The organism is Pararoseomonas sp. SCSIO 73927, from assembly GCF_037040815.1.
Classification (GTDB): Bacteria; Pseudomonadota; Alphaproteobacteria; order Acetobacterales; family Acetobacteraceae; genus Roseomonas.
Genome location: NZ_CP146232.1, coordinates 4,780,272 through 4,801,196 on the forward strand (window position 1 = coordinate 4,780,272; position 20,925 = coordinate 4,801,196).

A 20,925-nucleotide genomic window follows, 5' to 3' on the forward strand; every position below is an offset into this window, starting at 1 on the left:
GGGAGGGCCACGGGCCGCGAAGGCCGGCCCCGGCGGGGATTGCGGCGCACCGCGCGAATCCCCGAGGGCGCCGCGCCCTTATAACCCATGTTGCATCCCCGGAAGGCGGTGCCGTGCCCGGATGCGGCATCCCTGCCCGCCACGAGGCGCAAGGCCCGGATGGATCGGCCAGCCGGTGCGGACGGCCGGGTTCACTCGCCGGCCCCCGGCAGGTCAGGACAGGGTCGTGAGGTCCTGGAACCAGTGCTGCGCCTGGACGTAGCCGCGCACGTTGCGCCCGAGCACGTGCGGGTTGGTGTCGTGCACCACGAAGACGAGCAGCGCCTGGTCCACCACCCGCTCGTGCACCCGTGCCATCAGCCGGTCCTGCTCAGCCGGCTCGAAGGAGCGCGTGGCGCCGTCGATGAGGGCGTCCGTCTCCGCGTCCCGGTAGTGGGACCAGTTCACCCCGGTGGGCGCGACCTGGTTGGAGTGGAAGAAGCGGACCAGCGCGTAGAGCGGGTCCGAGGTGACGTAGGCCACGTTGTTCGCGCTGATGCCGCGCATGGACTCGTGCGCCGCGCCGTTGCGCCAGGCGGTGTAGAGCACCTCCAGCTCCACCGGCTGGAACTCCACCTCGATCCCGACCTCCTTCCAGGCCTGCTGCACGTACTCGTTCATCGGCATGGACAGCATCTGGCCGGAGCCGCCCGTCGCGATGAGGAACCGTGCCTTCACCGGGTTGCGCGGGGAGAACCCGGCGGCCTGGACCAGCCTGCGCGCCTCGTCCGGCGCGTGGCGGACCTTGAAGGAGGGATTGCCGAACCAGGGCGAGGCCGGGTCCACCACGCCCGCCGCGGGCTTGGCGAGGCCGCCGAGGAGCTGGACGATCTCGTCCCGGTTGATGGCGAGGTTCGCGGCCTGGCGCAGCCGCAGGTCGCGCCAGGGCGAGCCCTCCAGCAGGGAGAGGTGGTAATTCCAGACATGGGGGGTGACGTTCTCCGTCAATCGGTTTCCCGCGCCCTTGAGCTGCTCCACCATGTCCAGCGCCGGCGTCTCGATCAGGTCCACCTGGCCCGAGAGCAGCGCGTTGCTGCGCGTCACGGCATCCGGCGCGCAGACCAGCACCAGCCGGTCCACCTTCGCTATCCGCTTCGGGTCCCAGTAGGCCGCATTTCGCACCAGCTCCGCCCGCTCACGCGGAACCAGACGCGCGAGGCGGAAGGGGCCGGTGCCCGAGGGCTCGGCGGCGAAGCGGTCCCAGGACCGGCCGAGCTTCTCGTACTGCGCCGGGGAGGAGACGAGGAACCAGAGGAGCTGATAGGGGAAGAGGCTGTCCACCGCCTTGGTGGTCAGCTCCACCGTCATCGCGTCCAGCTTCTTCCAGGCGGCGAGCGAGGGCAGGCGCGGGCGGACCTGGGCGGCCTGCCGGTTGTCGAAGTGCGGCGCCTGCGGGTTCATCACCTTCTCGAAGTTCCAGACCACCGCATCGGCATCGAGCGCCGAGCCGTCGTGGAACTTCACCCCATCGCGCAGCTTCAGGGTCCAGCGGCGGCGGTCCGCGGGATCGGCCTCCCAGGAGGTGGCAAGGCCCGGCACCAGCTTGCCCGGCCGGTCCGCCACGTCCATCTCCCAGGCCACCAGGGGATCGTAGATCGTGTAGCCCGTGAACTGGTAGGCGCCCGCGCCGCGGTCCGGCTGGCCGGCGGTGAGCGGGATATCGGTCATGGAGATGCCGTAGCGCAGCACGCGCTCCGCCTGCGCCATGGCCGGCGGGACGATCAGCCCGGAGGGCAGCGTGGCGAGGCCGGTGGCGCCCAGAAGGGCGCGGCGCGACAAGGTCATTGAGGGCTCCGGTATGGGTTCGGAACCCTCAAGCAACGGCCGTGCCGGAACCTACCCCCGCACGTCCATCGCCGTGCGCAGCCCGTCGCTGACCATGTTGAAGCACATGCTCGTCAGGAAGATGCAGAGTCCCGGCAGCATGGCGATCAGCGGCTGGGTGTAGATCGCCGTCCGTAGCGTGTTCAGCATCAGCCCCCATTCCGGCTCCGGCGGCTTGGTGCCGAGGCCGAGGAAAGAGAGGCCGGAGGCCAGGATCATGGCGACGCTGATGAGGCTGGTGGAATAGACGAAGATCGGCCCGAGCACGTTCGGCAGGATGTGGACCCGCACGATCGTCATCGGCCCGGCGCCGCTGGCGCGCGCGGATTCCACGTAGTCCAGGTTGCGGACGGAGGTGGTGGTGCTCTCCGCCACGCGGATGATCTGCGGGATGAAAACGAGGGTGAGCGAGAGCATCGCGTTCGAGATTCCCGGCCCCAGCGCGCCGGAGATGGCGACCGCCAGCAGCACAGAGGGGAAGGCGTAGAACACGTCCGTGGTGCGCATGATCAGCATGTTGACCCAGCCGCCCGCGAAGCCCGCGATGACGCCGAGCGTGCCGCCGATGGCGAAGGCGATCAGCACCGGCGCGATGCCGAGGAACCAGGAGAGCCGGCCGCCGTAGAGGAGCCGCGTCAGCATGTCCCGCCCCAGCTCGTCCGTGCCCAGCGGGTAGCGGCCATCCTGGAACCAGATCGGCCGCAGGCGGCGGATCATGCTGGTCTGGTAGGGGTCGTGCGGCGCGATCAGGGGCGCGAAGAGGATGGCGAGCGCCATCAGCAGCAGCACCGCCCCGAAGAACAGCGTGACGGGATCGCGCGAGAGGCGGCGCGCCACCCCGGCCCAGTACCCGCGGCTGCGGGCGGGCGCGGGCTGCGGCACCGCGAGGGTGGCGGGGGTCGTGGCGATGCTCATGCGCGGCGGATCCGGGGGTCGAGAGCGGTCTGGACCAGGTCCACCGCGAGGTTGAGCACCACGAAGAAGATGGCCAGCACCAGGATCGTGCCCTGCAGCACCGGCAGGTCCCGCTGGAAGATGGCGCTGTTCAGCAGGAAGCCCGTGCCGGGCCAGGAGAAGACCGTCTCCACCAGGATGGAGCCGCCCATGAGGTAGCCGAGCTGCAGCCCCATCACCGCCAGCACGGAGGGCGCCGCGTTCTTCACCACGTGCAGCGCGATCCCGCCCCGGCGCAGCCCCTTGCCGCGCAGGGTGGTGACGAAGTCCTGCGCCAGCAGCTCCATCACCACGCCGCGTACGGTGCGGGTGACGATGCCCATGGGGATGACGGAGAGGGTCAGGGCGGGCAGGACGAGGAACTGCACATGCGCCCAATCCCAGCGCCAGTCGCCTGAGCCGCCCGGCCCCGCGCCCATGGCGGGCAGCCAGTTCAGCGTCACGCTGAAGAGCACCACAAGCACCATGCCCAGCCAGTAGTGCGGGATGGAGACGCCGGCGGCGGCCAGCCCCACCGCCAGCTTGTCCAGCACGGTGCCCCGGAACACCGCGGCCACGGTGCCGAGGATGGAACCCATGAAGAAGCCGATGAAGGCGGCGACGAGCGCCAGCATCAGCGTGTTGCCGACCGCGGAGCGCAGGTCCGCCGTGACAGGGCGCCCGGTGGCGAGCGATCGGCCGAGATCGCCCTGCACCACGCGGCCGAGCCAGAGAGCGAACTGCACGGGCAGCGGCTTGTCCAGCCCGTAGTCGCGCCGGACCTGCTCCACCACCTCCGCCGGGGCGTCGGCGGGCACGATGGCGTTGATCGGGTCGCCCGGGGCGATCTGCACGAGCATGAAGCACACCAGCCCGACCGCGAGCGCGATGGGGACGGCGTAGAGGATGCGTCGGATCAGGTAGAGGAACATGGGTTCAGGCCGCCTGCGACATGGCGTCCGGCACCAGCACGCAGCGCGCGGCGTGGCCGGGAACGGGGCTGCGGAAATCCGGCACCTTCGGAAGGCACTCCTCCCGCACATGGGCGCAGCGGGGGGCGAAGGCGCAGCCCTGGGGCACGCGCTCCAGGTTGGGCGGGGCGCCGGGGATGGTGGTCAGCCGCTCGCCGCGCATTCCCGCGTGGACGGTGGCGCCGAGCAGGCCCTGTGCATAGGGGTGCAGCGGGTTCCGCATCAGGCCGCGCACCGGGCCCTCCTCGATGAACTTGCCGGCGTACATCACGGCCACGCGGTCCGCGATCTCGCCGGCGACGCCGAGGTCGTGGGTCACGAAGATCACGCCCATGCCCATCTCCTGCTGCAGGCGGCGCAGCAGCAGCAGGATCTGGATCTGCACGGTGGCGTCCAGCGCCGTCGTTGGCTCATCCGCCAGCAGCAGCTTCGGCCGGCAGGAGAGCGCGATGGCGATCATGGCGCGCTGGCGCAGCCCGCCGGAGAGCTCGTGCGGGTAGGCGGCGAGCCGCCGCTTGGCGCTGGGAATCTGCACCAGCTCCAACAGTTCCAGCGCCCGCGCATCGGCAGCGGAGCGGGAGATGCCCTCATGCCGCACTACCGTTTCCGCGACCTGGCGGCCGATGGTGAAGACTGGGTCCAGCGCCGTCATCGGCTCCTGGAAGATCATGGAGACGGTGCTGCCGCGGATATCCGCCATCCTCCGCTCGGAGGCGGCGATGATGTCGTGCCCGCCGACGCGCACCGTGCCGGAGAGCTTCGTGCGGCGCGGCGGGTTCAGCGCCATGAGGGCGCGGAGCGTGACGGATTTGCCCGACCCGCTCTCCCCGAGGATGCAGAGGGACTCCCGTTCGGCGAGGTCGAAGGACACGCCATTGACGGCGTGCACGGTGGCGTCGCGCGAGACGAAGCGGACGTTCAGGTCCCGCACATGGACGAGGGGCTCGCTCATGCCGCCACCTTCGGGGCGCGGCTGTGGCCGCTACCCGGCACCACCATCAGGCAGGCGGCGCTCTGGCCGGCCGGGGCGGGGTGCAGCGGCGGCACGACCGTGGAGCAGACCGGCTCGGCGGAGCCGCAGCGGGTGTGGAAGCGGCAGCCGGAGGGCGGGTTGATCGGGTTGGGCGGGTCGCCTGTCAGCGGCGGCTCCGTGCGGCGCTGATCCGGGTCCATGGAAGGGCGGCTGGCCAGCAGCGCGGCGGTATAGGGGTGGGCGGCTGCGGCGTAGATGGCCCCCACCGGCCCGACCTCCGCCACCTTGCCGAGATACATGACCAGCACGCGGTCCGACATGTACTGCACCACGTTCAGGTCGTGGCTGATGAAGATGTAGGTAAGGCCGAACTCCGCCTTCAGGTTCTGCAGCAGGTTCAGCACCTGCGCCTCCACCGACTTGTCCAGGGCCGAGACCGGCTCGTCCAGGATCACCAGCCGCGGGCGCAGCGCGAGGGCGCGTGCGATGTTCACGCGCTGGCGCTGGCCGCCGGAGAGCTCGTGCGGGTAGCGCCGCGCCAAGCCGTCGGGGTTCAGCCCGACCGCGGCCAGCAGATCCCGCGCACGGCCCCGGGCGTCGCGCCGCGCCAGCCCGTGCACCTCCGGCGAGAAGGCAATGGATTCCTCGATGGTCAGCCTCGGGTTGAGTGAGGCGTAGCTGTCCTGGAACACCATCTGCACCTGGCGGCGGTACTCTTTCAGCGGCAGCTCGCGCCCGCCCACCGCCCGACCGTCGAAGATCACCTCCCCCGCCGTCGGCGCCATCAGCGCCATGACGAGGCGGGAGGTGGTGGACTTGCCGCAGCCGGACTCCCCGACGATCCCGAGCGTCTCGCCCTTGCGAACCTCGAAGTCGAGGGAGTCCACCGCCTGCACCACCCCGGCCTTCCGGCCGAAGAAGCCAGATTTCAGCGGGAAGTGCTTCGTCAGACCGCGCACCGTCAGCAGCGGCTGCGCGGGGCCGCCGACATCCGGCAGGGGATCCAGTCCGATCACGGGGTCGGTCATGCCGCGCGCCGGCCGGCGCCGGTTGCTCCGGCCATTCCGCCGTCCCGAAGGGAAGCCTGGCTCGTTCTCATTCCCGGTCTCTCAACTCGCGCCCCGCCCATGGTCTGGGCCAAGATCGGGACAGGCGCAGCAAGCACCGTGCCATCAAACGCCCGGGCACCCCTGGCATCGAACTTGCCTCATCGCATCGAGGCAGCACTCAGAGAGGGAATGCGAGATGACGACGACGCGGCGGGCGTGGCTGATGGCCGGTGCCCTGCTTCTCGGCATGGGCGGGGGCATGGGCGGCGGCGCGGCGATGGCGCAGGAGAGGGTGCTGCGGATCGGCATGACGGCCGCCGACATCCCCCGCACCTCCGGCCAGCCGGACCAGGGCTTCGAGGGCAACCGCTTCACCGGCATCCCCATGTACGACGGCCTGGTGAACTGGGACCTATCCTCCGCCGAGCGCCCTTCCGTCATCATCCCCGGCCTGGCGACCGAGTGGCGCGTGGACGAGACGGACAGGACAAAGTGGCGCTTCACCCTGCGCCAGGGCGTCAAGTTCCATGACGGCAGCGCCTTCAACGCCGCCGCCGTGGTGTGGAACGTTCAGAAGGTGCTGGATCAGTCCGCGCCGCACTACGATCCGGCACAGGTGGGCCTGACTGCCAGCCGCATGCCGACGCTCCGCTCCGCCCGCGCCATCTCGGAGTTCGAGGTGGAGCTGACGACGAGCGAGCCCGACAGCTTCCTGCCCATCAACCTCACCAACCTCTACATGGCCTCTCCCGCGCACTGGGCGGCGAAGCTGGCGGCGGTGTCGGCAGGCGTGACGGACGCGCGGCAGCGCTCCAACCAGGCCTGGGCGGCCTTCGCGGCGGAGCCCTCCGGCACCGGCCCCTTCCGCGGCGTGCGGCTTGTCCCGCGGGAGCGCTTCGAGATGGTGGCGAACCGGGAGTACTGGGACCCGGCGCGCCGCCCGAAGGTGGACCGCGTGGTGCTGCTGCCCATCCCCGAGGCGAACACCCGCACCGCCGCGCTGCTCGGCAACCAGGTGGACTGGATCGAGGCGCCGGCGCCGGACGCCCTGCCCCAGATCACCGGCCGCGGCTTCCGCATCTACCAGAACGCCCAGCCGCATGTCTGGCCCTGGCAGTTCTCCTTCGCCGAGGGCTCGCCCTGGCTGGACCGGCGCGTGCGCCACGCCGCCAACCTCTGCGTGAACCGCGAGGAGCTGAAGACCCTTCTCTCCGGCCAGATGGAAATCCCGAAGGGCACGGTGGCGCCGGGCCATCCCTGGTGGGGCAACCCGTCCTTCGATATCCGGTACGACCTGCGCGAGGCGCAGCGCCTGATGCGGGAGGCCGGCTTCGGCCCGCAGCGCCGGCTCTCGGTGCGCGTGCTCACCTCCGCCTCGGGCTCCGGCCAGATGCAGCCGCTGACGATGAACGAGTACGTGCAGCAGGCGCTGCGCGAGTGCTTCTTCGACGTGCAGCTGGAGGTCGGCGAGTGGAACGCGATCTTCAACAACTGGCGCGAGGGGGCGCGCAGCCCCGGTGCCCGCGGGGCGAACGCCACCAACATCAGCTTCGCCGCGATGGACCCGTTCTTCGCGATGGTCCGCTTCGTCGCAACCTCGGCGCAGCCGCCAGTCTCGAACAACTGGGGCTACTTCTCCAACCCCGAGTTCGACGCGATTATCACCCGCGCCCGCACCACCTTCGACGCGGCCGGGCGCGACACGGCGCTCGCGGAGCTGCACAAGCGCATCGTGGAGGAGGCGCCCTTCCTGTGGGTGGCGCATGACGTCGGCCCCCGCGCCATCTCTCCGCGCGTCACCGGCGTGGTCCAGCCGCGCAGCTGGTTCATCGACATCGCGACGATGGGGATGAACTAGAGCCCTCCCCCGTCCCGGCGAGCACGCCGGGACGGAGATGGGCCGGCGGGTCGGCGCTGCGTCAGCGCCGGCCTCCCGTCGGGCCTCCCATCATGATCAGCCCGGCATCTGCGATGCCGCCCGCGTCGGCCGGGGTGGTGGCGAGGAGCGAGAAGCTGACCGGGCGCATCGGCCCTCTGTCGTGCCCCGTCTCAGGCTCGGACCAGCTGCTGATGGAGAGGGGGGAGAACTCCTCGCCCAGCGCCGCGTCCCGCAGGCCCTCCTTCGCCGCGCGGGCGGTCACGCGGTCCAGGAAGCCCTTCACCGGAACGCCCAGCCGCCCGGGCAGCCCGGCCTGGACGGCCGCGAACTCCGAGCCGACGTAGCAGTGCCGGCCATTCGCGTCCTCGCCCCAGCTCGCGACGTAGCGCGGCGACAGGAGCTGGACCGCCCTCTCGCGGTCGGGCATGCGGGAGGGAAGCCGCGCGATCGCCTCCGCCGAGGCCGGGGCGGTGGGAAGGCCCTGGAACGGGGTCCGCCCCGCGCGGACGTAGCCGAGGCACTCCTCGAAGATGATCCGCATGACGAGGGGCTCGTTGCTCTCGGTCGCCGCGGCGCGGGCGGCCGGGGCCGCGAGGATCGCGGCGGCGAGAAGGGCGGCGGAACGCCGGGTTCTGGTCATCTCGGATCTCCGTTCCACCCGGGCGGCATGGGGGCTCAGCGTCCGAGCCAGGGATATCGGGCGCGGGCCTCCCGCTCGGCGGTGGCGGCATCGGCGAAGAAGGACGCCTCCTCCGGCACGGCGCGCCATCCGCCCATCGCGGGCCCGCCTTCCAGCGGCGGCTCGAACCTCTCCTCGACGACGAGGGCGCGGAGCCCGCCGCGCCGGACGATGCGGACCCGGCGCCGGCCATCGGGCGCGTCCAGCACCCTCTCGGTCATCTCCTCCGCAGCGCCCACCGCCCCCGGCTCGCCGTACCCCTCCCCGCCCGGCGAGCCCGCGCTCAGCCAGGCCGCCAGCAACGCGGCCAGGGCCGCCAGGACCAGCCCGGGGGCCGTCGGGTCCAACGGGCCCAGTTCGGTCGCCGCGAGCCAGAGGAGGGGCAGCAGGAGGGTGACGAAGGGCGCGAGCACGCCGCCGAGCGCGCCGGCCGCGACGAGGAGCCCGGCCGCGGCGGGTCCCCGGTTGGCCGGCGCGCCCCCGACAAGCTGCAGGGCGTTGCCCGTCTCGAACAGCCCGCGCCCGAGCCCGAAGGCGAGCATCACCAGCAGGGCGACCGCCGCGCCGCCCCGGGCGACGACCAGCAGCGCCGCGCACGCGGCCAGGAGAAGCGCCCCGGCCGGCGCGGGCCTCTCCAGGCGCCAACCGGCGGCCAGCGCGCCGCCCACCGCCCCCAGTGCGGCGGCGAGGAGAGGGTACTGCAGCCACTCCGACGACAGCTCCCATCCCGCCATCAGTCTGGACACGGCCGAGGTGGTGACGGCCGTGATCGCGAGGCCGCCGAGCAGCGCCGCCCCCGCCGCGCGCGCCAGCCCCGGCCGCGCCAGCAGGTCCAGCGGCAGCAGGGGCGCGGAGCGCCGCCCCGCCTGAAGGATCCAGAGCACGAGGGCGATTAGGCCAAGGGCGAGCAGGACGAGGCCCCGCAGAGGCCGGAAGGGCAGCGTGTAGAGGGCCGCGAGGAAAGGGCCGAGGCAGAGGAGGTTCAGCAGGGCCCCGAGCGGGTCGAAGCGCTGCCGGGCCGGGTCGTCCGGCAGGGCCCCGAGGCCCAGCAGCAGGGCGGCCGCGGCCAGCGCCAGCCCGGGCAGGGCGAGCCCGGGCGTGCCGAGCAGGGACATGCCGAGGCCCGAGAGCATCTGGAGGGCCACCATGCCGAGAAGGCCGGCCACGACGGCCAGCGCGAAGCCCGGAGCAAGCCGTGCCGCGCCGAGGACCGGCCCCAGGATCGAGTCCAAAACCGGCCCAAAGACCGGCCGGATCAGGGCGAGGCCGGCCACGAGCAGCCCGGCGGAGGCCGCGCCCTGCAGCAGCCGCAGCCCCATCAGCACCGGGAGCTCCAGGGGCAGCGCCGTGGCAAGCGAGAGCGCGACGACGAGGACGACCGCACCGAGGAAGGCGCGGCGCGGCCCGGCGCGCCCCGCCAGGGAAGCGGCCGGCAGTGCCCCGAGGAGGAGGCCGAGACCGTACAGGGGCTGGAGCAGCGCGAGGGCCGCCAACGGAAGCGCCAGGCGCTGCATGTGCTGGGGCTGCAGCAGCGCGAAGACCGTGCCCGGCAGCGCCGCCACCGCCAGCCCCAGCAGAAGCGCCAGGGGCGCCCGCCAGGCCCCGCCTTCCGGTCCCGTCATGCGCCCTCCCCTGCCCCGGCCCGGCCGCTGGCCGGGTGTCCGCGTTCCAGCATTCCCGCGGCCCAGCTCCGCACCGCGTCCGCCTCCGGCGCGGTCATGTCACGCCGCGGCAGCATCACCGGGCGCGCGGGGCCGAAGCGGAGGAGGAGGTAGCCCGGCGGCTCCTCGATCCCCGTCAGCAGCCCGGCGTCGAACGTGGATTCCCACGCGGCGCCGCGGAAGGTGGCGCGATCCGGGCCGAGGGTCACGGCCACGGGGCCGAGCAGGGGCTCCCGCCCCTCCGCCTCGCGCATCTCCAGCATCGTCCGCAGCCCGAAACGCTCCGTCCGCAGCGAGATCAGAATGACGAGGAGCGCCACGCCCAGGATGACCCCGGCCACCACGGCGTCGTCCCAGGCGAGCGGCCGCAGCAGCGGCGCGGCATCGGCGGGGTTCACCGTGGCCCAGTCGGCCAGCCGCCCGGCCAGGGGCGCCGCGAGGGCCAGCAGGATGCCCGCCGCCAGGAGCTGCGAGCCCGCGACGCCGAGCGGGAAGCCCCGCCGGTTCTGCGAGGCGAGCAGCCAGGCCTGGTCCTCGGGGTGCCAGTTCACGGTGAACGCGATCACGCCCGTCCCTCCCGCGCGTGGCGCGCCACCCAGTCCCGCACCGCCGCCTGCTGGTCCGGCGTCAGGTCGCGCCGGGGCAGCACGGCGACGGAGACGAGGCCGAAGCGCAGCACCATGTGGTCCCGGTCCTCCACCAGCCCGCGCAGCAGGACGGTGTCGAAGCGCCGGGCGATCCTCGCCCCCGTCCAGTGCAGCGCGCGTTCCCCCAGCACCACCCGCGCCGGCCCGCCGCCATCGGGCGGCGCGCCGCCGGGGCCGGGCCGCAGCACGCGCCGGGCATGGGTCACGGAGGCCCGGCGCCGGACCAGCGGAAGGAGATGCGCCCCGACGAGCCAGCCCAGCCCGCCACAGGCGGCGATCAGGGCCGCGATCGCCAGCAGCGACACCCCTTCCGGCACGGGGGACTTCAGCCGGCTGTCGACGGTGGCGAGGGTGACGGTCACCGCGGTCAGCATCAACAACCCGGCTATGATGGCGCTGCCCAGCCCGCCGCGGGGGGACATCGCCTCCACCACCAGCCGGCTGGCGGCCACCTCGTCCTCCGTCCCCACGCGCACCGTCAGCACCGGCCCCGGATCGGGCGGGGGCGGGCTCCAGGGGGCGGCGGGGCCCGCGGCCGGGCGCTCCCACGGTCGCCGCGGTGTGGGTTCCGATGTGACCTCGTTCATGAGTCCTCCGCGCCTCGAACGCCGGATGGGGCGGAAGGGCGGCGTCCCCTGCCGCCCCTGGCGTTCCGGACGGCGCAAGGGACCGCCCGGTCTCATCCCACGCCGGGGTCCGGGGCACTCCCGGACGGGTTCGCCGCAGGGCTCGACAGGCACTGGCAGCCTGCGTCAGATCGGCCCGTCCCGGAAGGTGAGGAGGACGAGCCTGGAACCGGTGCCGACCGCGCCATGTCGCGCCCCCCTGCCCCGGTGGCGGGGCGGGATGCCCGAACCCGCGGCGCCCACCGTCTACCGAATCGCCGGTGCCCGTTTCACCGGGAACCGCGCCGGCGGGCACGCCCTCTGCCCCGCCGTCCCGGCGCTGTGAGCCGGCTCGGCCGCACGGCGCTGCTCGGCCCTCTCCTCCTTGCCCTCTGCGCCCTCGCGGCGGGCATCGCCGTCCACGCAGCCTGGTCCCTGCTGGACGGGCTGGCCTCCGGCGCCGAGTGGATCGACGTGAACACCGGCGCGGCCGGCGGCTTGCCCGGGGCCTTCGTCCTCGGCTGCTGGTCGTCGATCCTGCTCGGCCTGCGCATGACGCCTCGGACGGAGCGGCGTCTCATGACCCTGTCCCTTCTCTGCGTGCCGCTGATCGTGCTGCTGCCCCCGATCCTCATGCCGGTCGTCCACTCGATCATGACGGAGCGCGGCTACGAGCGCTGCCCCAGCCCTCTCGGCCGGCGCTTTCCTGGCGACCGCTACGTGCGCGGCGCGCCGGGAGCCTGCCCGTGAGGGCCGCGCGACTCGTCCTCAGGGGAGTGGCGGTCCTCGCGATCTGGCTCGGGCTGGCCCGCTTCCTCGGCCGCGTGCAGTTCACGCCGGGTATGACGGACGCGCTGATCCAGGTCACCGCCTGGCTCGACATCGACGGCGTGGAGGATGTCGAGGACTTCTACATGGCCGTGTCGCTCGCCCTGTCCCTCGCGGTCTCCATCGCCCTCGTCGCGCTGGGCCCCCGCGCGCTGCGGCGGCTCAGCGCAGCGCGATGACGAGCCCGTCCTCGAAGAACTGGTAGCCGAGCCCCGGCCGCACGAAGGCGACGGCCACCAGGTTGGTGCCGCCGCAGCGCACCCAGCCGGCCACGGTCCCCGGCGTGTCGAGAACGACGGGAAAGCGCCAGTGGGGGCCGAAGTGCCGCGCCATGGCGGCCCGGTCGCGGGGGCGAATGTCGGCGTAGTCCACCTCGGCGCCGCAACTCTCGCCGAGCGGGTCGGACACCCCATCCCGACGCAGCACGAGGCGGCTCGCACCGGTCCGGGCGAGCCGCGCCCGCGCGCCAGGCGGCCCGGAGACGGCACCGAAATGCCATTCCCTGATCCAGAACGGGTCGCCCTCGGCCCCGGCGGGCGCGGCGGCGAGGAGGGCGAGAAGGATGCCGCGCCGCCTCATCAGAGGATCCAGAGAGCCCGGCCGAGCAGCAGGAGCAGCGCGCCGAGGGAGAGCGCCATGTTGGCGAGGTCCCAGCCGGATGGGCGGGGCGAGCCCGCGCCCAGACCGGCCGCCCACCGCTCCGCCATCGCCGTGAGGGAGCCGGCCGCAAGCCGCGCCAGAAGCCAGAGCACGAGGGCGTTGGGGAGCAGCAGCGGGCTTTCGAGCGGGCGCCACCCCACGAGGAGGACGATGAAGGGCGCCATCCCCCAGTGGCCATAGCTGGAGAAGACGGCGCCCGGCACCCCCGCTTCCGCCGCCGTGAAGCCGCGCGCCAGCGCCGCCCGGTGCCGCCAGGCCGAGACGATGCCGGCCAGGGTGCCCGCGAGGGCGAGCAGCGCCGCGAGGAGCCGCGGATCGCCGAGCAACGCCATCATCCCCTCCGCACCCTTCAGGCCGAGGGTGGGATGGAGAGCCGCTTCCAGCCCGCTGCGCAGCCGCGCCGCGACCGGTTCCAGCCCGAGCAGCCACGTGCCCTGACCCGCCCCGGCCATCACGACGGGGAGGACCAGCGCCAGCCCCGCCCAGGACACGGCGGAAGCGGCGCGCTGCGGAGCGGCGGCGCCCGGCCCGCCGGCGGCGCGGAAGGCGGCCCCCGCCGCGCGCCGGTCCACCGGCACCGGCCCGTCTTCCGGCCCGGTCCAGCGGCGGCTGTCGACCGGCGGCCGTTCTTCGATGCTCAAGCCCCTGCCCGATCCTGCTGCGGGCGGCTGCCCCGCCCTGCCGGAACCATAGGAGAGTGCCGGGGGCCGGCCTAGACAGGTCCGCCGCCAGGGCCGGGCCCATGCTGATCCGCCTCCTCCGCGCCCTGCTCTTGCTGCTCCTGCCCTTCGCGGCCCTCCTGGCGCTCTGCGCCTTCCTCGTCGCCCTCCTGCACGCCTTCCACAACGTCCGCCTCGACCGGCCCGCGCTCATGCTGACGTGGCTCGGCCTCGTCCTCCTCCCGGCCTGGATCGTGTTCGGCCTTCGCGAGAGGCGGGATTCGCTGCGGCGCCTGGCCTTCGTCCACCTTATCGTCTGGTCGGTGCTCGGCACCTACGCCTCGACCGTGATCCGCTGAGCGCCCCCCCGGGATTGCCGCTCCCCTCCCGCCGGTCCACCATGCCCGGGCATGGCCGAGATCACCTGGTTCTTCGCGTACCGCCACCTCCGCAGCGAGGCCTCGAGCCACGTCATCACCTTCCGTCGCGGCCAGCGCGTCCGCTCCGGCCGCGGCCTCGCCTTCTGGTTCCGCCCGGACCGCACCAGCATCGCCGAGGTGCCGGCCGACGACCGGGACACCGACTTCGTCTTCCAGGCCCGGTCCCGCGACTACCAGGTCATCACCGTGCAGGGCACCATCACCTGGCGCGCGGCGGAGCCGGAAGCGCTGGCCTCCCGCGTGGACTTTACCATCGACCTCCGCACCGGGCGGCTGCGGACCGACCCGCTGGACCGGATCGCCAGCCTTCTCATCGGCCTCGCCCAGTACCAGGCCGCGCGCTACCTGGAGCACCGGCCCGTGCACGACCTCCTTGCCGAAGGCGCGGCGCCGCTGCAGGACGGGATCGCGGCGTCGCTCGCGGCCGATCCCCGGCTGCGGGAAATGGGCCTCTCCGTCGTCACCGTTCGCATCGCCGGCCTCATCCCGAGCGCGGAGCTGGCCCGCGCGCTGGAGACGCCGACCTTCGAGCGCGCGCAGGGCATGGCGGACGAGGCCGCCTTCACCCGCCGCGCCCAGGCCGTGGAGAAGGAGCGCGCCATCGCCGAGAACGAGCTCTCCACGAAGGTGGAACTCGCGCGGCGACAGGCCGCCCTCATCGCGCAGGAGGACGAGAACGCGCGCCGGCAGGCGGAGGGCAGGGCCGAGGCCGGGCGGATCGGCTCCGAGGCCGAGGCGGCGCGGATCCGCGTGGTGGAAGCGGCCCGCAACGCGGCCGAGGGCGAGCGCCTGGCCCTGCTGCGCGACACCGATCCGGCCGTGCTGCAGTCCCTGGTGCTCCGCGCCTTTGCGGAGAAGCTGACGAAGATCGAGACGCTCAACGTCACGCCGGACCTCACCGCCGCGCTGAGCGGCGTGCTGCGCGGGCGCGACGCGGTGCCGTCCGCACCGGGCGGCGGCGGGCCCGGCGGCAACGCGCCCAGGGGCGCCCCGCCGGACCGGTGAGCGGCGCCCTCGCCCCCAGGCTCGTCCTCGTCACGCGCGAGACCGAGTACGAGGGCCTGCTGGCCCGCCACGCCACGCGGGGCCAGGCCGCCGCCTTCATGCGCCGCCGGTCCGGAGGTCTCGGGGACCAGACCCTGGAGGGGCTGGACGCGCAGCGGGAGCACGTTGCCGCCCTGCTGGCGGAGATCCGCGCGGCCGTGCCGAAGGGCTGGCGCACCGCCTCCGTCCGCCGCGCCGAGCTGGACCGCTTCCTCTTCGGGCCGGAGGACGTGGTGGTGGCCGTCGGGCAGGACGGGCTGGTGGCGAACGTCGCCAAGTACCTCTCGGGCCAGCCGGTGATCGGCGTGAACGCCGATCCCGCGCGCAACGCCGGGGTCCTCGTCCCGCACACCGCCGCCGCGGCGGCCGCGATGCTGCCCGCGGCGGCGGCCGGCACGCTGCGGACGGAGCCGCGCACCATGATCCGGGCCGAGCTGGACGACGGCCAGTTCCTGCTGGCGCTGAACGAGGTCTTCGTGGGCCACTCCAGCCACCAGTCCGCCCGCTACAGCCTGCGCCATGCCGGGCGGGAGGAGGCGCAGTCCTCCTCGGGCCTCATCGTGGCCAGCGGCACGGGCGCAACGGGATGGGCCCTCTCCATCGGCCGCGCGACGGGCGTCACCGTCGATCTCCGCCCCGAGGAGCCGGCGGCGATGTTCCTGGTGCGCGAGCCCTGGCCGAGCCCGGCAACTGGGGCCAGCCTCGTGCGCGGGCGGCTCGAGGGGGAGGATGCGCTCCTCGTCGTCTCCCGCATGAACGAGGGCGGGGTGGTCTTCGCCGACGGTATCGAGGGCGACCGGCTCGACTTTGCCTGGGGCCGCACGCTCCGCGTCACTGTCGCCGGCCAGCAGCTCCGCTTCGTGCCGGGCGATCCGCCGAGGGCCGCCCCCCGACGCTCCGGTGCCCAGCGGACGGCGATGGAGCGATCCGACACCGGGCCGGCCGCACCCAGTCCATCCGCTTCCCGGGGCAAGGCCGCCGGCCCGGTTCCGGCGCAGGTGCGCCGCGGCCCGCAGCCCGCCGCCGGGCCGGCGAAGGCGCGCCCCGCGAAACAGGTCCTGCCCGGCACCGGCCGGCTGCCGTGGCGTCGGCTCCTGGTCGCGGGCGTGATCCTCGCCCTGATGGCCTATGGCTGCGCGCTGCTCGTCCCGCTTCCCTCGGACAAGCCGCCAGCGCTGGATGGAACCGGCGCGCCCTATCCGGGAAGGGCAGCGGCCCCGGCAAAGGTCGGGGAGTAGTTCTGCGGGCGGGGTCGGTGGCCGATTGGCCGTGGTTATACAGGCCCGTTGCCCCGCCGCCGGGCCGCCGGAGCGCGCGGTGACCTGGGCCACCGCGCCCGTCCTCGGCCTAGTTCGTGACCAGCGAGCACCCGCCCTCGGACAGGGGCCGGAAGGCCTGCTCGGCGGGCGTGGTGCCGACGAGCTTCAGGAGATCCCACGGGCCCGTGCTCTCGGACGGCCTCTTCGCCTCGAAGAGGTACATCGGGTGGATCTTGCGCCCGTCCGCGCGCACGCTCCCGCGGCCGAAGCAGTCGTCGTCCGTCGGCATCGCCTTCATGGCGGCCACCACCGCGCGCCCGTCCGCCTTGGCGCGCGCCACGCCGAGCTCCGACACGGCCTTCAGGTAATGCAGGGTGGAGGAGTAGGCGGCGGCGTGGTCCATGTTCGGCATGCCGCCATTCGTGAGCCGCGGCCGCAGCCGCTCCGTGAAGGCGCGGGTGCGGTCGTTCAGGTCCCAGTAGAAGCTCTCGCTGATCGTCAGGCCCTGCGCGACGTCGAGGCCGAGCGCTTTGATGTCCTGGATGAAGGCCACCAGCGCCGCGGGGCGGATGCCGGCGCGGGTGAGGCCGAACTCCGCCGCCTGCTTCACGCAGTTCAGCGTGTCCGCGCCCGCATTGGCGAAGGCGACGACGTTCGCGCGGCGCGCCCGCGCCTGGACGAGGTAGGAGGAGAAGTCCGTGGTGCCGGGGAAGGGATGAACCGCCGAGCCCACCACCTGCCCGCCGCCGGCCTCCACGATGCGGGTGGCGTCTGCCTGCATGGCCTTGCCGAAGGCGTAGTCGGCGGTGACGAAGAACCAGCGGTTGCCGCCGGAGGCCAGCAGCGAGCGCGCGGCGGAGTTGGCGTTGGACCAGGTGTCGTAGGGCCAGTGGATCGTGTTGGCGTTGCAGGACCGCCCCGTAAGGTCCGAGGAGGCGGCGCCGGTGTTCAGCTGGATCTTGTTCCGCTCCGTCACCAGGCTTCCGGCCGCCAGCCCGATAGCGGAGTTGCCGACGTCGAGGATCACGTCCACGTCGCCGCGGTCGAACCATTCCCGGATGATGCCAACGCCGACATCCGGGCGGTGCTGGTGGTCGGCCAGCAGCACCTCGACCCGCATGCCCTTCTCGGCCGCGCCGAAATCGGCGATCGCCTGGCGCGCGCAGATGGCGCCCGTCTCGCCGGTGATGTCCTTGTAGGGGCCGGACAGGTCCGTGAGGAAGCCGATGCGGATCGTCGGCTGGCCCGCCTGGGCGCGCGCGCGCCCTGCCGTGCCCGCGCCCGCGAGCAGCGCCCCTGCGCCCAGCCCCGCTCCCAGCACGGCGCGGCGGCCGGGCCCCTGGTTCCCTTGCGTCATCCTGAACTCCTCCGCTCTTGCGTTCTGCGTTGTCGGGGCCGCGTCGCGGAGGGCGTGGGGGAGGACGGCCCCTCCCCGCCCGCCGCCCCGGGCGGCCCGGCCCGGGCAGCGTGTCGGATGCTCAGCGGGCGGTGTAGCCCCCGTCCACGGGCAGGGCGACGCCGGTGACGTAGAGGGATTCGTCGGAGGCCAGCCAGAGCGCGGCCTGCGCCACGTCCTCCGCCCGCCCGAACCGCCCAAGCGGAATGGCCGCGAGGTACTTCTGCCCGTTCGCGGCCATCTCGGCCGGGTCGCCGCTGCGGCCGATGAACCCCTTCATCATCGGCGTTTCCGTCAGGCCGGGGCAGAGCACGTTCACCCGGATCCGGTCCGGCGCGAGGCTGAGCGCGAGGGACTTGCCGAGCCCGACCACGGCGAACTTCGCCGTCGAGTAGAGCGGGCTGAGCATCGATCCCACGAGGCCGGAGATGGAGGAGGTGAAGAGCAGCGACCCGCCGCCCCGCGCGCGCATGTGCCGCGCCACCTCGCCCGCCGCGAGCACGGCGGAGGTAACATTGAGGTTGATCGACCTCTCGTAGCCCTTGAGGTCGATGTTCTCGACCGAGGCCGGGCCGGGGATGCCGGCATGGGCCCAGAGGATGTCGATCCCGCCCAGCGCCTCGGCCGCCCGGTTGATGCTGCCCCGCGCCCCCTCCTCGGTGGAGAGGTCGGCCGGGATCGGCAGCACCTGCCCCTCCGCCCCGAAGTCGCGGACCAGCGCCGCCAGGGCACTCTCGTCGATGTCGACCGCGGCGACCCGCGCCCCTTCCCGCACGAACAACTCCACCCCGGCGCGCCCCATGCCGGAGGCGGCGGCGGTGATGACGGCCAGCTTGCCCTTGAGCCGCATAACGTTCCCTATTCAGTATTTTGAATTCAGGATATCTGGACAGGAATCTCGGTCAACGGCAATCCGGAACCGAGGAAGGTGAAACGGGACCTCGCGCGGCTTGATTTCGGGGGGCGCGGCGGCATGGTCGGCGGTATCTTTCGGGCGCAGAGGACCATGTTCGTCAGACAAGCCGCGAACGCGCTGGAGATCCTCGAGTACTTCGCGCGCCGCCTCCGCCCCGCGACGCCGGCGGAGATCGCGGACGAACTGGGCTGGCCTCGCTCCAGCACCTTCAACCTCGTCGGGACGCTCGCGGCGAAGGGGTACCTCTACGAGCAGCCCGGGCGCAGCGGCTACTATCCCAGCCCGCGCTGGCTCGCCCTCGCGGAGGCCGTCGCCGGCGCGGATCCCCTTCCCCCCGAGCTGCAACGGCTGGTGCGCGCCGTCCGGCGCGAGACGGGCGAGACGACGCTGATCGCGACGATGGCCGGCACCGACGCGATCTTCCTCTGCGTGGAGCAGTCCGAGCAGCCCGTTCGCTACTTCGCGCAGGTGGGGGACAGGGTTCCGGTCCATGCAAGTTCGGCAGGACGCGCCCTGCTCGCGCAAGCGCCCCTCGCCGAGCGGCAGAAGCTCTACCGCCGGATCGGGTTCGAGGCCTACTCGGCGACGACGCCGATGTCGCCCGATGCGGTCGAGGCCGCGCTGGCGGAGGCGGACCGGCGCGGCTTCCACCAGAGCCACGCCGAGTACACGCCGGACTTGGCGGGCGTCGCGCTGCCCATCGCGGGCCAGCCCCGGCGGCTGTCGATCCTGGTCGTGGGGCCGGTCTCGCGCTGCCTGGACCGCCGCCCGGAGACGGCAGCGCTGCTGCGGCGGCACCTGGCGGCGCTGCCAGAGCCCATGGGAACCGGCCCTGGCTTAGCGGCGGGCCGGGACCGGATCGGGGGCGCCGGGGACCCTCATCACCCCGCCGCCCCCGCCTCGGCACGCCAGGCCGGGAGGGGGAAGGCGCGGTCATAGGCCAGGTTGAAGACGAAGGCGTAGGCCACGTAGAAGGCCGCGATCGCGAGATCCATGACGAACGCCTGGACGAGGCCGATGCCGAGGTACCAGGCAATCGGCGGCAGCAGGATCACGAGCAGCCCCGCCTCGAACAGCACGGCGTGGGCCGCGCGCAGGGGAAGGCTCTTCCGCGTGTGCCCGGCCAGCCGCAGCATCGCGCGGTCGAAGCCGAGGTTGTAGACGTAGTTCCACGCCGTCGCGACCATCGCGCTGCCGACACCGATCACGCCCATGTCGGAGGCGTGCAGCCCGAAGAGCAGCGTGCCGAGCGGGATGATGAGGGCGAGGCCGAATACCTCGAAGAGAAGGGCGTGGCGGATCCGGTCGCGTGTGCTGCGCATGGTCTTAATCCCGAAAAATCCCGGTGAGACGGCCCTTTCTATCTGCGATACTCCCGCCAGCAAGTTAGAACCTATCCGGGAATCCGATAGATGGCCGTGTCGCTCGAGCAGCTTCAGGCCTTCGTCGCGGCCGCCGAGGCCGGATCCTTCTCCGCGGCCGGCCGGGCGCTGCGGAAGGCGCAATCGGCCGTCAGCGCGCAGGTGGCGAACCTCGAGACCGATCTGGGGCTGGAGCTGTTCAGCCGGGCGGGGCGGAACCCGGTGCTCACCCCGGCGGGGGAGCGCCTGCTGCTAGAGGCGCGCGTGGTCCTCGACCGGCGAGAGCACCTGATCGGCCTAGCGAGGAGCCTGGAGCAGCGGGTGGAGAACCGCCTCGTCGTGGCGATCGACGAGCTCTACCCCGAGCACGCGCTCGGCGCCCTGTTCGCCGACTTCGCCCGGCGCTTCCCCTTCGTGGAGCTGGAGCTGCTCTTCCCGCTGATGGAGGATGTCAGCCGCATGGTGCGGTCCGGCACGGCCGATCTTGGCGTGATGTGGCGGCAGGAGGCGTTGCCGACGGAGCTGGGCTTCCAGACCATCGGCTGGGTGCCCCTGAAACTCGTCTGCGGGCGCGACCATCCGCTGGCGAAGGAGCGGGTGGAGTGGGAGGAGCTGAAGCGCCACCGCCAGATCCTCGTCGCCGCCCGCAGCGACGGGCCGGAGAAGCGCCGGCTCCGGGTCGCTGCCGAGGTTTGGTGGGTGGAGAGCCACTGGGTCATCCTGGAGATGGTGAAGCACGGGGTCGGCTGGGCCTTTGTGTCGGACCACGTCATCGCCGCCTCTCCGGCAGCGCCGGACCTCGTCACGCCCGACCTGCAGTTCGACCGGGGGGACTGGCCCGTCGCCCTGGAGCTGGTCTGGCACAAGCAGCGGCCCTGCGGCCCCGCAGCGGCGTGGCTGCGGGAGCGCATCGCGGCGGAGCGTATCGGCGGCCTGTCGGACCCGGGCCGGAAAGTTTGAGGCGGGCGCGCGCGAGGTGCGGAGTGACCAGGGGTGAGAAGCAGTGCCAGCGCTTCCCGGCCGAAGCCGCGGAAGCGTGCTGGCGGCCAGCGCCGCGATTCAGACTTCTCACGGCCGACGTGACGGGAACAGGCACCCGGCA

22 protein-coding genes are annotated in these 20,925 nt (G+C 73.0%); 8 read left to right on the forward strand and 14 right to left on the reverse strand.

From position 1 onward, the window contains the following. Positions 1-213 precede the first annotated feature (213 nt). The 5 genes from VQH23_RS22570 to VQH23_RS22590 are packed head-to-tail and all read right to left on the reverse strand — an operon-like array spanning position 214 to position 5,768. Positions 214-1,824, reverse strand: coding sequence for an ABC transporter substrate-binding protein (locus VQH23_RS22570; RefSeq protein WP_338662917.1), 1,611 nt, complete (start codon positions 1,822-1,824; stop codon positions 214-216). Between the two features lie 51 nt (positions 1,825-1,875). After that, positions 1,876-2,778: an ABC transporter permease gene (locus VQH23_RS22575; RefSeq protein WP_338662918.1), complete on the reverse strand. Its 903-nt coding sequence runs from the start codon at positions 2,776-2,778 to the stop codon at positions 1,876-1,878. Next, positions 2,775-3,728, reverse strand: a complete 954-nt coding sequence (locus tag VQH23_RS22580) for an ABC transporter permease (protein ID WP_338662919.1) — start codon at positions 3,726-3,728, stop codon at positions 2,775-2,777. Before VQH23_RS22580 ends, VQH23_RS22575 begins: the two co-directional genes overlap by 4 nt. Before the next feature lie 4 nt (positions 3,729-3,732). Then, complete coding sequence (locus VQH23_RS22585) at positions 3,733-4,719, reverse strand: ABC transporter ATP-binding protein (RefSeq protein ID WP_338662920.1); 987 nt, start codon at positions 4,717-4,719, stop codon at positions 3,733-3,735. After that, a complete protein-coding gene (locus VQH23_RS22590; RefSeq protein ID WP_338662921.1) occupies positions 4,716-5,768 on the reverse strand; it encodes an ABC transporter ATP-binding protein in 1,053 nt (350 codons plus the stop codon). The genes VQH23_RS22585 and VQH23_RS22590 overlap by 4 nt, the downstream gene beginning before the upstream one ends. Positions 5,769-5,985: 217 nt before the next feature. On the opposite strand from VQH23_RS22590, the gene VQH23_RS22595 reads away from it, so the two are divergent. After that, complete coding sequence (locus VQH23_RS22595; protein ID WP_338662922.1) at positions 5,986-7,647, forward strand: ABC transporter substrate-binding protein; 1,662 nt, start codon at positions 5,986-5,988, stop codon at positions 7,645-7,647. A gap of 61 nt (positions 7,648-7,708) precedes the next feature. Here the strand turns inward: VQH23_RS22595 and VQH23_RS22600 are convergent, their stop codons facing one another. Genes VQH23_RS22600 through VQH23_RS22615 form a run of 4 tightly spaced genes read right to left on the reverse strand, consistent with a single transcriptional unit; the run spans position 7,709 to position 11,242 of the window. Beyond that, on the reverse strand, positions 7,709-8,308 hold the full coding sequence (locus VQH23_RS22600) for a hypothetical protein (protein WP_338662923.1): 600 nt from the start codon (positions 8,306-8,308) through the stop codon (positions 7,709-7,711). A gap of 35 nt (positions 8,309-8,343) precedes the next feature. Next, entirely contained in the window at positions 8,344-9,969 is a 1,626-nt protein-coding gene (locus VQH23_RS22605; protein ID WP_338662924.1) for an MFS transporter, read from the reverse strand. Continuing rightward, positions 9,966-10,574, reverse strand: a complete 609-nt coding sequence (locus VQH23_RS22610) for a hypothetical protein (protein WP_338662925.1) — start codon at positions 10,572-10,574, stop codon at positions 9,966-9,968. Before VQH23_RS22610 ends, VQH23_RS22605 begins: the two co-directional genes overlap by 4 nt. Continuing rightward, complete coding sequence (locus tag VQH23_RS22615) at positions 10,571-11,242, reverse strand: hypothetical protein (protein WP_338662926.1); 672 nt, start codon at positions 11,240-11,242, stop codon at positions 10,571-10,573. Before VQH23_RS22615 ends, VQH23_RS22610 begins: the two co-directional genes overlap by 4 nt. Positions 11,243-11,602: 360 nt before the next feature. Between VQH23_RS22615 and VQH23_RS22620 the strand changes: the two genes are divergently transcribed. Together VQH23_RS22620 and VQH23_RS22625 are read left to right on the forward strand one after the other, a co-directional pair. Next, complete coding sequence (locus tag VQH23_RS22620) at positions 11,603-12,010, forward strand: hypothetical protein (RefSeq protein WP_338662927.1); 408 nt, start codon at positions 11,603-11,605, stop codon at positions 12,008-12,010. Next, positions 12,007-12,267 (forward strand): hypothetical protein, encoded by a 261-nt coding sequence (locus tag VQH23_RS22625; protein ID WP_338662928.1) that lies wholly within the window; start codon positions 12,007-12,009, stop codon positions 12,265-12,267. The genes VQH23_RS22620 and VQH23_RS22625 overlap by 4 nt, the downstream gene beginning before the upstream one ends. Here VQH23_RS22625 and VQH23_RS22630 read toward each other — a convergent pair. Together VQH23_RS22630 and VQH23_RS22635 are read right to left on the reverse strand one after the other, a co-directional pair. Next, positions 12,251-12,667 carry a hypothetical protein gene (locus tag VQH23_RS22630; RefSeq protein ID WP_338662929.1) on the reverse strand — a complete coding sequence of 139 codons (417 nt, stop codon included), beginning with the start codon at positions 12,665-12,667 and terminating at the stop codon, positions 12,251-12,253. The two genes, VQH23_RS22625 and VQH23_RS22630, sit on opposite strands and share 17 nt — an antisense overlap. After that, positions 12,667-13,389, reverse strand: coding sequence for a hypothetical protein (locus tag VQH23_RS22635; protein WP_338662930.1), 723 nt, complete (start codon positions 13,387-13,389; stop codon positions 12,667-12,669). Before VQH23_RS22635 ends, VQH23_RS22630 begins: the two co-directional genes overlap by 1 nt. 101 nt (positions 13,390-13,490) lie before the next feature. On the opposite strand from VQH23_RS22635, the gene VQH23_RS22640 reads away from it, so the two are divergent. From VQH23_RS22640 to VQH23_RS22650, 3 genes are read left to right on the forward strand one after another with little or no spacing between them, the layout of a single operon-like run. Beyond that, positions 13,491-13,766: a hypothetical protein gene (locus tag VQH23_RS22640; RefSeq protein ID WP_338662931.1), complete on the forward strand. Its 276-nt coding sequence runs from the start codon at positions 13,491-13,493 to the stop codon at positions 13,764-13,766. A 51-nt stretch (positions 13,767-13,817) separates the two neighbouring features. Continuing rightward, positions 13,818-14,852: an SPFH domain-containing protein gene (locus tag VQH23_RS22645; protein ID WP_338662932.1), complete on the forward strand. Its 1,035-nt coding sequence runs from the start codon at positions 13,818-13,820 to the stop codon at positions 14,850-14,852. Beyond that, complete coding sequence (locus VQH23_RS22650) at positions 14,849-16,129, forward strand: hypothetical protein (RefSeq protein WP_338662933.1); 1,281 nt, start codon at positions 14,849-14,851, stop codon at positions 16,127-16,129. Before VQH23_RS22645 ends, VQH23_RS22650 begins: the two co-directional genes overlap by 4 nt. Positions 16,130-16,238: 109 nt before the next feature. On the opposite strand, the gene VQH23_RS22655 is transcribed toward VQH23_RS22650, so the two are convergent. Continuing rightward, positions 16,239-17,507, reverse strand: a complete 1,269-nt coding sequence (locus tag VQH23_RS22655; protein WP_338662934.1) for an ABC transporter substrate-binding protein — start codon at positions 17,505-17,507, stop codon at positions 16,239-16,241. 121 nt (positions 17,508-17,628) lie between these two features. Beyond that, entirely contained in the window at positions 17,629-18,396 is a 768-nt protein-coding gene (locus tag VQH23_RS22660) for an SDR family oxidoreductase (RefSeq protein ID WP_338662935.1), read from the reverse strand. 156 nt (positions 18,397-18,552) lie between these two features. On the opposite strand from VQH23_RS22660, the gene VQH23_RS22665 reads away from it, so the two are divergent. Further along, a complete protein-coding gene (locus tag VQH23_RS22665; protein WP_338662936.1) occupies positions 18,553-19,401 on the forward strand; it encodes an IclR family transcriptional regulator in 849 nt (282 codons plus the stop codon). Here VQH23_RS22665 and VQH23_RS22670 read toward each other — a convergent pair. Beyond that, positions 19,344-19,784 carry a PACE efflux transporter gene (locus VQH23_RS22670; RefSeq protein WP_338662937.1) on the reverse strand — a complete coding sequence of 147 codons (441 nt, stop codon included), beginning with the start codon at positions 19,782-19,784 and terminating at the stop codon, positions 19,344-19,346. The genes VQH23_RS22665 and VQH23_RS22670 overlap by 58 nt on opposite strands. 90 nt (positions 19,785-19,874) lie before the next feature. On the opposite strand from VQH23_RS22670, the gene VQH23_RS22675 reads away from it, so the two are divergent. Continuing rightward, positions 19,875-20,783, forward strand: coding sequence for a LysR family transcriptional regulator (locus tag VQH23_RS22675; protein WP_338662938.1), 909 nt, complete (start codon positions 19,875-19,877; stop codon positions 20,781-20,783). The last annotated feature ends 142 nt before the right edge of the window (positions 20,784-20,925 follow it).